Source organism: Mucilaginibacter sp. CSA2-8R (genome assembly GCF_038806765.1).
In the GTDB taxonomy this organism is placed as follows: Bacteria; Bacteroidota; Bacteroidia; order Sphingobacteriales; family Sphingobacteriaceae; genus Mucilaginibacter.
The window spans coordinates 3,917,868-3,932,972 of record NZ_CP152389.1 but is presented as its reverse complement, the minus strand read 5'-3'; the positions used below and the strand labels follow the sequence as shown (position 1 = coordinate 3,932,972).

The window sequence follows — 15,105 nt, the reverse complement described above, 5'->3', positions numbered from 1 at the left end:
TGAATAATGGAAAGAAGAGGATTTTTAAAAAGCAGCAGTTTACTTGCAGGCGGGTTGCTCATGAGCGGGCAAACTTTTGCAGCCGATGCCGGTCCGCTCAAAGTGGCTGTAATTGGCTGCGGCGACCGGGGCAAGGGCATTATGTATGTGATGAATGATTTGCCAGCCTTATTCAGAGTAACAGCCATTTGCGATGTGCTCGACTTCCGCTTAAAGGCCGCGCAAAACATCAGCAAGACATCTACACCAAAAGCGTATACCGATTACAGGAAGGTACTGGATGACAAGGACGTAGATGCCGTTATCATATCGGTACCTTTAAATATGCATTACCCCATCGCCTCGGCAGTTATTAAATCGGGGCGGCATTTGTACCTGGAAAAAACAATGACCTACAACGCCAACCAGGCAATGGATTTGGTAAAGCTTGTGACAGGGCGCAACAAGCAAGTAGTGCAGGTAGGGCACCAGTACCGTTACTCGCCGCTGTATTACAAAGTTAAAGAATACATTAATAAAGGTTACCTGGGCAAAGTTACCCAGGTGGATTGCCGCTGGGACCGTAACGGCAGCTGGCGCAGGGCAGTACCCGAGCCGGGTTTAGAACGGCAGATTAACTGGCGGATGTATAAAGAATATTCGGGCGGGCTGGTAGCAGAGCTGCTATCGCACCAGATGGATTTTATTAACTGGGCGTTTGATACGCATCCCACGCAGTTTCAGGCAGCAGGCGGAATAGATTTGTATAAGGATGGCCGCGAAACGTATGATAACGTGCAGGTGGTGGTGCGCTACGGCGAGGAGGGCATGGTGGGCAACTTTGGGGCTACCTGCGGTAATGCCCGTGATGGTTACCTGTTTAAAATCAAAGGCACCAAGGGCACTGTCTCCTTGCTGACAGACCAGGGTATGTTTTATGCCGAAAAGGATTTGCTTAAAGAGCGCGGCCTGGTGGATGGGGTAACCGGTGCCACTAAAATAACCTGGGACAAACAAGGCGGTGTACCTATCTTGCCCGAGCCTACCAAAGATGGTACCTGGTATGCCCTCAAAGATTTTTACGAGAAGGTAATGACCAATACCTTACCCGACTCCAACATTTACACCGGTGCCAAAACCGCCATTTGTGTGCATTTGGCCAACCAGGCTTTATACACTACCCAGCCCACTTACTGGAAAAAAGAGTATGCTAGCATAAAGTAACTTATCAGGAGTATAATAAGGAATGGGCGTTAAGATTAAATTCTTAACGCCCATTCCTTATTAAAAAGTGCTTCATTTTTTAACGGCCCATTGATTAGCCAGAAGCTTAATAAAATAACCGCTTACCACGCTGCGTGCCTGGAAGCCAACCATTTTGCCGTCCTTAGTTTCGTGCCAGTCGTTTAAAGGTACGCGCGACGGTGTTTCTGTAGCAAATTTGTAAACAGGTTTTACTAGGCTTTTAAAGTCTTTTTCATTCTGACTTAATGTAGCTGTCCACAAAATCCAGTCAGATTTAGTATAGGTTTTCCGGCTGTCTAACGGCAAGCCAAATTTGTTTTGATGGCTTAGATAGTATTTAATCTCTCTGTTGTAAACCTCTTGCGGAAAAATGTTTAAGTTTAAAATCTTATCCCAAACCAGATTGTATTTTTGGCTCCAGGTATCTTTGCGTCCAAATACCAACGAGTAATGATCATCGGCGTCAGCCATTTGCATCCATTTTTTTGCCATGATAATAGCCTCGTTGCGGTATTTTGCGGCTACGTCTTTGTACCCTAACTGATTAGCCAAATCGGCATAACAACCTATAGCCACAATAGCTTTTACAGATAGATTGGCATTGTGTGCCAGATGGCCGGCAAAGTCGTCGGTGCATAACTGGTTGGCAGGGTCGAGGCCGGCCTCCAGTAAAAATTTAGCCCAAACGGTCAATACTTTCCAATGTTTTTTAGCATAGTTAGCATTGCGTTCGGCATGTGCAATGGCATCGGTAATAATAATCATGTTACCTGCTTCTTCAACAGGCATGTCTTCGCCATACGTTTGGCCATTGGCTAATGGGTAGGTTCCTAAATCATGTGCCGGAAAGTTTTTGGTCCACTTGCCGCTTTCGCTGTAATAAAAAATGCCGTTAAGCATGCCTTTCTGTAATTCGGGATTGTAAATTAAATACAAAGGCGCCGAAGGATAGGTGATGTCAACCGTATTGATCGATCCATTGCTGTAATTTTCTTTAGATAAAAATAGCAGATCACCCTGCGGGCTTTTTACTACCTGGTGTGCGGCAATGCTTTGCCGGTAAGCCATTACGCAAAGGCGGGCATATTCGTCGCCGCCTGCCTTTAAGGTGCTTTGGTAAATTTGTTTATCAAACGTATTGCACTTGCTCAGGGTGGAGCTGTAATCTTTTACAGCAGCATTAAATGCCGAATAAATAGTAGGATAAAACGCCTTCCAATACGGCTTTAAATTTTGCTTAAAGTATTGGATGGAGTACAAGTCATCATAGCCCAGCATCACAAATTGTTTGGCTGGTGTGTTTTTGGTTACTTGCACAGATATCACAGTGTTTAATACGCCCTGCCTGCCTTGTTTAAAGGTAGACTTGTAGCTACTGCTAAGGAAGGAATTTACAGATTCTGCGCTGTTGGTTATATATTGAGTAATATTTTCTTTTTTAGGAGCAGCTACATACAAATAGCCCCAGTCAATGCGCAAATCGTCGCCCTTCTTTTGCAGCACTGGCTGTTCTTTGGTGCCGGCTTTTAACACAGAAAGAGTAGGGTTATTTACGGCTTCGGCACTTACTTCCTGGCTCGTACGGTTAACCGCTAAATTGGTAGATACACCAGTATAAATTTTAACTTGATGCGGTCGGCTATCGTTGCTGCTTACCTGGTAGGTAATATATGATACCGGCCGGGTAAGCGTTTTTATGTCGCTCAACAGCAGTGGCGATGTAAAAGTAACGCTTAAGTTAATTTGGCCGCATTTAAACTGGTAATGTGTTTGTGTGGCTGTTACATCAACACTTTGCTGCTCGGCGGTTTCTAATCGGTTGGCTACTTTAACTTTAAGTAAGTCTAATAGTCCAACATCAAGTGAGGCGCCGCCAGAAGTGTTAATACAGCGTATGGCGATCACATTTTTACCCTTTTTTAATGCTTTATTATATTTTTCGTCCAACTTAATCAGGCTATAATCCTGCGTCCAGCCGGTTTTGTTATAAATTTTGGTGCCGTTTAAATAAACATCAACATTGTCATCATGATCAAGCTTCAGCACCAACTGGTTAACTTCCGTTTCGGTTAACATAAATTCGCGTCGCAGCCAAATGTTTTTAAGCCATTGGGTAGGGAAGCGGTCTTTAGCATCGCCAAACGGACCTGTTCCGGTTTTCCAACTGTTATCGTCAAAATCAGGTTTGGTCCAGTCGCCATCCGGCTCAGTTTCTATATATCGGCATTGGTATGGTTTTTCGTCCGAGGCAGCTGCCAGTGTCCTGTAATGGTCTTCTTCTTTTCCTAAAAACCGGTAAAATTGATTGTCCACTTTGAGAATACCCACCAGCGGCTGGTCTTTGCCTGTCCAGTGGTGTGTGATTGAAGAATTAAGCGTATCTGTGTTAGACCAGATGCTAAAATAAGGGTTATGCGTAATGAGCGGATAAGCAGGCATCTTACTAACCTGCCCTTTGGAGGTGATGCAGAAACATAAACTGATAAGAAATAGAATGCTTAAACAAAAGTTCTTCATGAGGGTATATCAATATTGGTTTAGCTGTTTTTAACCAAGTGCCTGCACAAGCAGTATAATAGCATATCCGGCGTCATACATCGGGTTGTATTTTTAACGGAATTAATTGGTTATCAAAATAAAATATAAGGTAATAGATTTACTGTTCAACTTATAGTCAATTTGTCTCAATCGAATATTGGTTTTGCGTTTGGTTACAGTTTGTCAATAACGGAATCTGCAGCCATACTTTGAGACAAATTAACCATAGTTTGAATAAAACGGGTGCAGGTTATTATTTTTCTTTGAGCTTAAAATTAACCAACGTTGTATAATCAGCTTGTCTTAAGTTGATGGCAATGCTCTCAGTAGGGCTTAATCTTCAATAATATTAAATCAAGTTAATCCCTTTACAATTCTTCATCATGAAAAAATGCTACTTTTTATTTTGTTTAGTGTTCGCAATTCAAGTGTCTTCGGCACAAAAAAGTGCACTTAAAAACTTCCCTCAAGGTTACACGCCACAAGAAGTGGGTAAACGCCTGGCATACCGGTTTGTTGATGGTAAACATATGCTGCATGGTGGTAAATGGATAAGTTACCCAGAAACTTTTAACTGGATGGGGGCACTTAAATATGCAGCCATTACTCGTGATACACAACTTGTTCGGCTTTTACAAAACAAGTTTGAACCTTTGTTTACAACCGAAAAAGCATTGCTGCCACCAATGAATCACGTTGACTTAAATATGTTTGGCAGCTTACCATTGGAGTTTTACCGTGTTACTAACGAGCAACGTTATTTTGATTTGGGGTTGCCTTATGCGGATACGCAATGGATACTCCCGCAAAACGCAAGTGCGCAGCAGAAAGCTTGGGATGAAAAAGGTTTATCGTGGCAAACACGCCTGTGGATTGATGATATGTATATGATTACCATTGTGCAAACCCAAGCCTATAAAGCAACCAAAAACCGCAAGTACATTGACCGTGCTGCAAAAGAGATGGTGCTTTACCTGGACTCACTTCAGCGACCTAATGGCCTGTTTTATCACGCGCCCGATGTTCCGTTTTACTGGGGTAGGGGAAACGGTTGGATGGCTGCAGGGATGACAGAATTACTTACCAATTTGCCTAAAAACAGCGAATACCGGCCACGCATTTTAAAAGGATACCTCACTATGATGAACAGCCTTAAAAACTTTCAGAATAAAGGCGGTATCTGGAACCAACTAATTGATGATCCGGCTTGCTGGGCTGAAACCTCCGGATCGGCTATGTTTACGTTTGCGCTTATCTCGGGCGTAAAACATGGCTGGCTAAATGCGAAAGAATTTGGACCGGTTGCACGTAAAGCCTGGTTAGGATTAATACCTTATATCAACGCTCAAGGTGCCGTAACTGAAGTTTGCGTAGGCACCAATAAAAAGAACGACAAGCAGTATTACTATGATCGGCCGCGTAACGTAGGTGATTATCATGGCCAGGCGCCTTACCTTTGGTGCACACGGGCGCTGTTAGATGATTAATTATAACCGTGTTTGCGTAAAAGTAAAGTATTAAAAAGGTAAATAGCCCGATTTTTAACGCTATAAAAAGAGTGTGAAATGCTACTAATCTTACTAATCTAGCTTTCGCTCTTCAAGAAAGGCGTTGCGTAGCAGAAAATAGAACTTCTTGACTTATCAGTTAGTTTATGTAATCATGGTAAGTTGTGTCGTTAGGTGGCGTTTAAACTGATTGTACACTTAGTTAGAGAGATCAAAAGTTTAGCTATTGCTGTAATCTCTTGGTGATGATAAAAGAGGTCTGCCGACCAATTCGCTACGAAGTTTTAACAAGATCAAAAGTTTTCTTTGGCATTCTGTAATGCCTTTTCTGATGTTAAAGCAGGTTATCTGCCAGAAATAGGAGTAATTAGGTGAAAGTCAAACTAATGCATAAAAGTTCATTAAGATCACTGATTAAGACGAAGCAAGGAGAAGATGCCTGTTTTGGAGCTACTGGATTACGTTAAGTAATGACTTCGATCATTTACATCATTATCCTCTTACGTTCAACTTATAAAATGTTTTCGAATGCCTTAAATGAGCCAAGTGCAAGCACGGAAAATAGATTTTATAGGAATATTTAAAGTAAATTGTATGGATTGATGTTCGCTGTCAACAGGAATATTAAACAACAAAAAAGCGTCTAAGCAGACGCTTTTTTGTTTGGCAGGCATTTAGCTTTCACTAGAAATTTTAAAGATCTACCGGATCAGGAGCGGTTGGGTTTTTCGGATCATATATTGCTACTCCTACCCTTGAATCTGCACAGCCATAATATATATACCAACTCTTTTTAAACCAAACCAAACCCTCAATAAAAACCGTTCCGCTTGCGTATTGTCCCTTTTGTTCAAACGGTTCCATTGGTCTAAAAAATGGCACCTCTAATCGGCCAAGTACTTTGGTTGGATTTGTTTTATCGAACAGTATTTGACCGGCAGCATAGGTGCCGCCGTTATATCGCTTGTCGCCGCGCTCACCGTTGTTATTCCTGCCGTTGTATATCAACACAATACCTTTATCGGTCATTACCGCCGGTGGACCACATTCGGTAAAATCACTGTCAAAATATCCTTTACGGGGTGCTGCAAGTACCAGTAGCTTGCCCTCAGCATCAACCATGGGCTTCCAGTCTACTAAGTTTTTTGATGTAGCGGCGTAAACATTCCGCTCTCCCCAATACATAAAATATTCACCATTTACCTTAGTAATAACCTGCCTATTACTTTTTACCTGAGTTAATATTGATGCAGACTTCGTTGGAATGTTCAAAAATTTGCCGTTATATGCATCTTGAAAAATAGGCCCATGTTTTTTCCAATGCACCATATCTTTGGATGTAGCGGCACCCAAACGCGGTACTTTGCGATTCCATTGCGTGTATAAGATCAGGAATGTCCCATCTTCTGTGACTGCTGCTCGGGGGTCTTCACAACCTCCGGGCCATTCAAACTCTTTTTGATCATCATTGTCTGGGTAAAATACTGGTTCCGCTTTACGTTTAAAATGCAGCCCATCTTTACTAATTGCATAACCCAGTCGTGACGTACGAGTGCTGATCTTGATACCGCTCCTATCTTCTGAGCGATATAGAACAATCACTTTTTTACCTTTAACCACAGCAGCCGGATTGAATGTGTCGTTATCCTCCCACTTAGTCTTATTACCCGACATCGGATCCAGGAAAATAGTGCTTGTATCAGGCGAGATAATAGGGTTTATGCCTTTTGGACGCACAAAGCCCCCTAAAGCCCAGCCCGGCAGCACATTTTTGTTTTGGGCCCATGATGTTAAAGTTAGGCACAACATAACCATTAGGCTGATTGCTGATAGATAACGAATTCTCATACAGAAATATTAATTTAAATTGATGGTTTAATTCATTTCAATGCGGAGTTGCCAATTCAGACTTTGTCTTTTTTAAACCGAAGCCGCACTTAAATGGTACTAACTTTGGCTCATTCTGTCAGCCAACGTGGCGGCCTTAATTGCTACAATTAGCTTATGCTGTATAAGAGTGCTGTTGTTATCTTAACCTCACATAGCATTGAAATAAAAATAAACTTAGATAGCGACGTTCAGCATTGGCGAGGATAAGAACCTAGTGCCCTTATCAATTAAAAGAGTGAATAGGTTACTGCAGCAGTAAACTTATGAGGACGCCAAGTGCAACATCCTTAAAATTGCGTTGCACATATTTTTGTGCAATTGAAATCTGATTCTCAACTGTTCTTTTAGAGATAGCTAATTTTTCGGCTATTTCTGTATTCGTTAGGTTACTAAGGCGGCTTAACAAGAATATCTCTCGGCAACGCGCTGGCAAAGCCGATAGATGGGTTTCGATTTCGCTTCTAAGATCCATGTACCTGATCTTTTCTTCGCCGCTATTATGTGCTACATCCATGGCGTATAGCTTATCGTAGTCGGCTACATAAGCCAGCTTAAGGGCTCTTTTTGTTTTAAGTACCTTATAGACATGGTAACGTGCGCTCGTGGTCAGATAGTTTCTAAATGAACCGATGTCGAGTGTGCTCTTTTTCTGCCAAATATTAAGAAAGGTGTCATTAGCTATTTCCATAGCAATATCTCTATCCTGAAGATAAGAGAAAGCAGTAGTATAAACGGCTTCCCAATGCCGATCAATTATAGATCTAAAGGCAGTTGAGCTTCCAGCGCAAACGGCCCTCCATAGCAGATCGTCCGTTAAATTACTCTTAAGCATAAATAATTGGTTAATTAAAGTTACGAAACTTAGCTGCTAAACAAAATGACCTAGAAAGCACCACCCAGCATAACCTGCAGCACTGATGAATGCGCATTATGGGTATTATTGCTTGTAATGTCTTAGAAATGAGGGTTGTTCAATTTTATTTTTAAGCTAAAATGTAAAAAGCATGATTGTTTTTGAGACGAATCATCCAAACATTGAGACATATTGTGGGGGCGCAAACATGTGATTACCACATCAACATTATTGATCCGCTAAATCATCAACAAGAAAAGTACTGCCACGCATAATTAGGTTTTCGTTGTTTGTAGTTAGTTATTCACTCTATTAAAAAGCATTATGGATGATTAATGAAAGTTTATAACCAACGTTTAAAGATACTTGATGAGGACTGGCTGGGGCATGGCCAAAAAAAAATCTTTTTTGTATGTGAGTTCAACAAAAAAAATGGCTCTATATAGCTGTAAACCTTCTATGGCTGGATCATACAGCTATTTGAACAAACAATCATCTTCATGACCAAAGAAGAGTTTTTAGCACTTTATGAAAAGTATACAGCAGGGCAGTGTTCGGTTGAAGAAACCCGAACGCTTATGCAGTACAAAGATGAATTTGAACTAAAGAAATTACCTTGGTCTACCGACATGGGTAACCGTGATGAAATTAAAGTGCTGCTTTTACATCAGCTTCGTACTCAGATCCAAGCCGATGTGCCAAAAAGTGGCAGCGCATTCAAAAAGTTGGCAATTGCAGCATCACTACTCATTACTTTATCTATCGGCTTTTTTTTTCTGCCTGATTATAAAAAAAAGCAAAGTAACAAACAACAAAGGTTTGCTAAGCAATTGCTTCCTCAACCTGTCATTTCTCCGGGAGGCAACAAGGCAATATTAATATTGGCCAACGGTAATATGGTTAATTTGGATGGTACTGATAAGGGTATAGTTTCCACACAGGGCACTGCACAGGTCACCAAGTTGTCTAACGGAAAGTTAGTTTATAAAGAAACATCTCAAACTTCTAACAAAACACTTGTGGCTTATAATACTATAGCCACACCACGCGGAGGGCAATATCAGCTTACCTTGACTGATGGTACTAAAGTTTGGCTCAACGCAGCGTCTTCGCTGAAATTTCCAACAACCTTTTCGGGCGCAGAACGCTTGGTTGAGCTTACCGGAGAGGCCTATTTTGAGGTGGCTAAAAATAAAAGCATGCCTTTTAAGGTAATGGCTAAAGGTGTAAACGTAAATGTTTTGGGTACCCACTTTAACGTAATGGCGTATCAGGATGAAAGCACCGTACAAACAACTTTGTTGGAAGGGGCGGTCAGGCTTACTAAGGATGACGCGGAGGCAACGCTTATTCCCGGTGAACAAGGCATGATAAACACAAATGGGCAGAACTTTACAGTCAAACATGTAAAGGTTGAAGATGTGGTATCATGGAAGGACGGATCTTTCAATTTTGAGAATGAGAACATAAAAACCATCATGAGACAGGTGTCGAGATGGTATGATGTAGATATTGCCTATGAGGGTACCCTGGCTAAGCAAAACTTTGGCGGCTCTGTTTCCAAGTTCAAAGACATTTCGTTTTTATTAAAGACACTCGAGCTGACCGGAACTGTTCATTTTAAAACAGATGGGAGGAGGATAACAGTTATGCCATAAAGCTTTACTTTAACCTGTTTGAGTTGTAACATGAAAGAAAACCAGGAGCGTTGGCGCGCCCCTGATAATCTGCCGTTAGGCCATGAGCAATTCTATCGATCGTACCAACAATCAATTACTAAATTAACTCACTAATCAAATGTATAAACTTTCCCATGCATTTTCATGCAGGAAACAAATCTGCGTGCTTTATAAGATTATCAATATAGTGAAGCTTGTAATTATTTTAATAACAGCCTGCTTTTTGCAGGCCAGTGCAACCACCTTTGCGCAGGTAGTTAGTATTACAGTAAAAAATACATCGCTTGATAAAGTATTCAATAAAGTTAAGCAGCAAACTGGTTACAACTTTATTTACAATACTGATATGTTAAACGAAGCTACCCCGGTTACCCTTTCTGTAAAAGGAGTTGAAATAAAAGATGCGCTCAATCTCATCTTTAAAGATGAGCCATTGACTTATGTTATCTACCAAAATACCATTATTGTTCAAAAGAAAACGATAAAGGCGACTTTCGCAGCAATAACTGTAACCGGAACTGTTAAAGATACGAAAGGCCAACCTGTACCCGGTGTTACGGTTATGGTAAAAGGTACTACCGGTGGCGCGATGACTGACCCTGTCGGGGCATATTCAATTAAGGTGCCTGACGGTAACAGAACGCTTGTATTTACAGCCGTTGGTTTTGAAACACTTGAAGTTGTGTTGAACGACCAGACAAAACTGGACGTAACGCTTAAAGAAAAAGTGTCTGCCATGAGCGAAGTGGTGGTGGTAGGTTACGGCTCTCAGAAAAAGGCAGATGTGACGGGTTCTATTGCTTCTGTTAATGAGGAGGCGCTAAAAAGTACACCATCAAGCAATTTATTAAGTGCACTACAAGGCCAGGCGCCCGGACTTGACATTCAAAAAAGTGGCGGCAACAGCCATCCCGGTGCTACGCCATCCATTTCAATACGTGGTCAGCGATCATTAGGTGCTACAAGTGACGTGCTTTACGTAGTGGATGGTATACCATATAATGGAACCTATATTAATGATCTCAATCAGGATGATGTGGTATCCGTCCAAATATTGAAAGATGCATCTGCAACGGCCATTTACGGATCACGAGGTGCTAACGGCGTTATATTAATATCAACCAGGCGAGGCAAAACAGGCGCACCGGTAATATCATACAGCGGTTATGCCGGAACAATGAAGCCATTGGGTTATTACGATGTAATGCAGCCTGCTGAATACGAAACTTATAAAAAGTGGGGTAGTTACAATGCAAACAATCCCAACGTAGTTAATGCCCCAAATCCTTACAATGGGATAGATGATCCTAGGTTTTACACTGATGGGATTACCTTTCTTCCGGCCGAACTTGCCGGCCGTCAAAACGGAACAAACACCAATTGGCAGAAACTGATTTACAAGAATGGATTGCGTACAAATCACCAGTTAGGAGTGTCGGGTGGTACCGAACAAACAAAGTACGCCATCTCGGCGGGCTATTTTAATGAGACAGGCATTTTTCCCGGGCTTTCATTTCAGCGATATAGTTTTAAGATCAGCCTGGATCAGCAATTAGGTAAAATCTTTAAAGTTGGCGTTAGCTCACTCAACTCTGTGAGCAGGACCAATGGTGAGGGTATCAATCCAATTTCACAGGCATTACAATCAAGCCCGTTAACCGTACCTTATGACGCTGCCGGAAATCTAATTCCTTTCCCTGGAGGTGGCTCGCTAATCTACAACCCACTCGCTAATTTAGTGCCTGGAGCTGTTGTACAAAATCGCACCAGGTATAACACGTTCACCACAGCTTATGCTGAGGCTCAGTTTACGCGGCATTTCAAATACAGATTTAATGGTGGGGTTGAGATAACGCCGGAAACCTATGGTGACTTTTACGGAAGCGCAACTTTTCAAAACCTGAGCGGCCCATCCACCGCAAGGAATACCAATTACGATTACCGTAACTTCACATTAGAGAACTTGCTTGTTTACGAAAATACATTCGCACAAAACCATCACGTTACCGGTACCGGACTTTTTAGTTATCAGCAAGATAATAAATATCAAACTACTTTAACATACAACAATATACTTGCCGACAATGTGCAGTATTACAATCCAGAATTAGGCTCAAATTTTAAAGGTACAGGCAGCTACGCCAAATTTTCCATAGTATCTTTTATGGGCCGGATCAATTATGATTTTAAGAGTAAATATCTACTTACGCTAACCATGCGGTCGGATGGGTCATCTACACTTGCACCAGGTAATAAATACCATGTGTTCCCATCCGCTGCAGTTGGCTGGAATGTTTCAGAAGAAAATTTTATTAAAAATATTAACGCGATATCCAGTCTGAAATTACGCGTAGGTTACGGTACAGTAGGAAACGCAGCGGTTAGCCCTTATCAAACGCTTGGCGGCCTTGCTATACTCAACTACAATTACGGTACAACCAACGTTACCGGCACTTACCCTAACAACGTCCCTAACCCTAAGCTTGGCTGGGAATACACTGCTTCGCTAAACATTGGAGTAGATTTTGGTTTATTTAAAGAACGTATTACAGGTACGGTAGATGTTTATCAACAAAAGACCAAAGACCTGATACTGCCTCAAAACCTGCCTATAACAACCGGGTATACCCAGCAATTCTTCGCTAACGTGGGTAAAACAGAAAATAAAGGTTTAGAGGTAACTATAACATCGGTAAATATAAGGGCAAAAACCAGGAAAGATTTTGGTTGGACCACCAATGCGAACATTACATTTAACCGAAATAAAATAACGGCTTTGCAAGATGGTGTTACGCAGGATATTGGCAACAACAGGTTTGTCGGATCGCCAATAAACGCACTTTACAATTATCAGCAAGTAGGTATTTGGCAAAATACAAAAGCCGATTCGGCCGAAGCCAGACGCCTCAACCTCACGATGGCCGGTGCCGGTTCTGTAATCGGAACAATTAGGGTAGCTGACTTAAATGGGGATGGTGTAATTAACTCTAATGACCGTACGATAGTGGGTAACAGGCAGCCGAAATTTTTTGGTGGCTTTACCAACCGCTTCAGTTACAGAGGTATTGACCTGGCTGTAGTTGCTACTTATCGTGTAGGCGGCACTCAAATAGCAACCTGGTTACAGCCCGCAAGCAATGTAAACGTGCTTAACGGAAAAGCGAATAACCTAAATGTAAACTATTGGACACCTTTTAATAATGCGAACAAATACCCTAAACCTAATTTTAACGTAGGCACACCTGCTTACGGAGATCTGCTGGGATATTATAATGCATCGTACCTGAAAATACGTACTATCAGCTTAGGTTACACTTTGCCGTCGGCAATAACCTCGAAAATAAAAGCTAAGTCTCTGAGATTGTATACGTCTTTAAACGACGCGATCATCTTGTTTTCGCCACTGCACAATCAATTTAGCGGAGCCGATCCGGAGTCGGCCGGTACACTTGGAGTTGATACACCGCCGGTTAAATCATTATTGTTCGGTTTAAATGTTTCCTTTTAATTGAATCAAAAACATGAGAGCATACTTACATCGTTATATTGGTATAGCTTCGATAGCTATAGCTACTTTTGGTTGCAGTAAACAACTGATCGAAGAACCTAAATCATCACTTACTCCGCAATACTTTAACACCGCTCAAGGATTTCAGTCAGGCTTAGATGCCGCCTATGCCGGTAACCGCAATTTATGGGGGTCAGAAAATTTAATGACCATGACCGTCCCTGGAACCGATGAGTTCAAGTCGGGTGGAGGAGGTAATTCCAATTTTAATATATATGCCAGTAGCTACGATTCCAGTAGCGGATTTTTAAGCGGCGTTTGGAACCCTTGCTACACGTTCATTAATACCTGTAATGGTATTATTGATAATGGTGCCTCTGTTACCGGAATTGATGCCAATACAGTGAAGCAAAAGATAGGAGAAGCGAAGTTTTTACGGGCTAATTATTATTTTCTACTGGTTAGATTTTTTGGCCCCGTTACATTAAGCAAAAATTTTATCAGCGAGCCTACTACCAGTGCAACAAGAGCTCCTATTGCTGACGTTTATAATTTCATCATTCAAGATTTGAAAGATGCTATTGCTGCCTTGCCGCCAAGCCCTACTCAAAACGGGGTTTTGCCGGGTAAAGCAACCGCAGCTGCTGCCTCCCATCTTTTAGCAAAAGTATATTTAACCAGAGCATATTCGTCAGCCAAACAGACCGACGATTTTCAAAATGCCTATAACACGGCCAAAGGACTGCTGGATAACCTTGGTGCGTTGAACCTGGGTTTACTGCCTGATTTTGGGAACGTATTTGCAGAAGGCAATGAAGCCAATAGGGAAGTACTCTGGAGTGTGCAGCATACGGCTAACTTAACTTATAATGCCGTTAGCAACGAGCTTAATTTTCATTACGTAATGGGATATGAGAATTTTCCGGGTTTGGTTCGCTCTATGGCATATGGCCGGCCATACGCCCGAGTAGAACTAACCAATTGGATGGGCAATGTTTGTTTTGCTGACAAAACCAACGATACCCGATATTACAAAACTTTTCAGTCGGTATGGTTATCCAACTCTGCAGATAAAATTCCTAAAGTAAATGGCGTGCCTAAATATACATTGGGCGATACGGCAATATATATGCCCGGTGTTGACGTAAGTAATACTAAGATAAACGCAACCCGTTACTTGTTGGTACCGCCGCGAAGCTATACATTACAATTGTTTCCTACAATGACAAAATATCAGGATACTAAAAGAGCTGGTATTAATGATCCGTCGGTTAGACCTGTGATTGTATATAGACTTGCAGAGACTTACCTGCTGGCAGCAGAAGCGGCAGTTAATCTGGGCGATAATGTTAACGCAGCCAAATATATAAATGCGGTGCGTGAACGTGCAGCATTCCCCTCCGGAAATGTGGCAGCTATGACTATTACGCCGGCTCAGGCTAATCTTGATTATGTTTTAGACGAGCGTGCCCGCGAGCTATGCGGCGAGCAGACCCGATGGCTTGATTTGGTAAGAACCAATAAGCTGCTTGAGCGCGTAAAGCTTTATAACCCGGATGCTGCGCCTAATATTCAGGAAAGGCATGTTTTAAGGCCTATACCTCAAAGTCAGATAGACCGTATTATCACAGGGCCTAAATATCCTCAAAATCCAGGATTTTAAAATAAATGCCAGCCATCAGGGTGCGTTTTTAAAGACCTTGATGGTTGGTTAATATCTATTTCTGACTAGGCCCGCAACGACATGGTGCTGCCAAAATTATTATTGTTAACGGATTTTTGTAAGAAACGCCTGCTTTTTCTTCTAAAAAGTATTTGATGCTGGTTATTGTATTCTTATTCAGGAGGTGTGGCTTGCTATATTCTATAAGTAATATGTCGAATTAGCATTTACAGAATATTCTA

At 41.7% G+C, this 15,105-nt stretch carries 8 protein-coding genes; 5 read left to right on the top strand and 3 right to left on the bottom strand.

Features of this window, described 5'->3' with window-relative positions; all coding sequences use genetic code 11:
* The first annotated feature begins 6 nt into the window (after positions 1–6).
* Positions 7–1,203, top strand: a complete 1,197-nt coding sequence (locus tag AAGR14_RS16865) for a Gfo/Idh/MocA family oxidoreductase (protein WP_342645407.1) — start codon at positions 7–9, stop codon at positions 1,201–1,203.
* A gap of 72 nt (positions 1,204–1,275) precedes the next feature.
* On the opposite strand, the gene AAGR14_RS16860 is transcribed toward AAGR14_RS16865, so the two are convergent.
* Positions 1,276–3,741 (bottom strand): DUF4965 domain-containing protein, encoded by a 2,466-nt coding sequence (locus AAGR14_RS16860; RefSeq protein ID WP_342645406.1) that lies wholly within the window; start codon positions 3,739–3,741, stop codon positions 1,276–1,278.
* 434 nt (positions 3,742–4,175) lie between these two features.
* Between AAGR14_RS16860 and AAGR14_RS16855 the strand changes: the two genes are divergently transcribed.
* Positions 4,176–5,249: a glycoside hydrolase family 88 protein gene (locus AAGR14_RS16855; protein ID WP_342645405.1), complete on the top strand. Its 1,074-nt coding sequence runs from the start codon at positions 4,176–4,178 to the stop codon at positions 5,247–5,249.
* A 714-nt stretch (positions 5,250–5,963) separates the two neighbouring features.
* Here the strand turns inward: AAGR14_RS16855 and AAGR14_RS16850 are convergent.
* Entirely contained in the window at positions 5,964–7,118 is a 1,155-nt protein-coding gene (locus AAGR14_RS16850) for a glycoside hydrolase family 130 protein (RefSeq protein ID WP_342645404.1), read from the bottom strand.
* A gap of 286 nt (positions 7,119–7,404) precedes the next feature.
* Positions 7,405–7,992, bottom strand: a complete 588-nt coding sequence (locus AAGR14_RS16845) for a sigma-70 family RNA polymerase sigma factor (RefSeq protein WP_342645403.1) — start codon at positions 7,990–7,992, stop codon at positions 7,405–7,407.
* A gap of 521 nt (positions 7,993–8,513) precedes the next feature.
* On the opposite strand from AAGR14_RS16845, the gene AAGR14_RS16840 reads away from it, so the two are divergent.
* The 3 genes from AAGR14_RS16840 to AAGR14_RS16830 all read left to right on the top strand — a co-directional run bounded on the left by AAGR14_RS16840 (position 8,514) and on the right by AAGR14_RS16830 (position 14,863).
* A complete protein-coding gene (locus tag AAGR14_RS16840; RefSeq protein WP_342645402.1) occupies positions 8,514–9,671 on the top strand; it encodes a FecR domain-containing protein in 1,158 nt (385 codons plus the stop codon).
* Between the two features lie 208 nt (positions 9,672–9,879).
* The gene (locus AAGR14_RS16835; protein ID WP_342645401.1) at positions 9,880–13,200 is read left to right on the top strand and encodes a TonB-dependent receptor; all 3,321 of its coding nucleotides are present in this window, start codon (positions 9,880–9,882) and stop codon (positions 13,198–13,200) included.
* Positions 13,201–13,213: 13 nt separating this feature from the next.
* Complete coding sequence (locus AAGR14_RS16830; RefSeq protein ID WP_342645400.1) at positions 13,214–14,863, top strand: RagB/SusD family nutrient uptake outer membrane protein; 1,650 nt, start codon at positions 13,214–13,216, stop codon at positions 14,861–14,863.
* Positions 14,864–15,105 lie beyond the last annotated feature (242 nt).

Bases quoted from the DNA above. Each gene is read 5' to 3' on its own strand.
- AAGR14_RS16865 (WP_342645407.1), top strand. From the start codon at position 7: ATGGAAAGAAGAGGATTTTTAAAAAGCAGCAGTTTACTTGCAGGCGGG.
- AAGR14_RS16860 (WP_342645406.1), bottom strand. From the start codon at position 3,741: ATGAAGAACTTTTGTTTAAGCATTCTATTTCTTATCAGTTTATGTTTC.
- AAGR14_RS16850 (WP_342645404.1), bottom strand. From the start codon at position 7,118: ATGAGAATTCGTTATCTATCAGCAATCAGCCTAATGGTTATGTTGTGC.
- AAGR14_RS16845 (WP_342645403.1), bottom strand. From the start codon at position 7,992: ATGCTTAAGAGTAATTTAACGGACGATCTGCTATGGAGGGCCGTTTGC.
- AAGR14_RS16840 (WP_342645402.1), top strand. From the start codon at position 8,514: ATGACCAAAGAAGAGTTTTTAGCACTTTATGAAAAGTATACAGCAGGG.
- AAGR14_RS16830 (WP_342645400.1), top strand. From the start codon at position 13,214: ATGAGAGCATACTTACATCGTTATATTGGTATAGCTTCGATAGCTATA.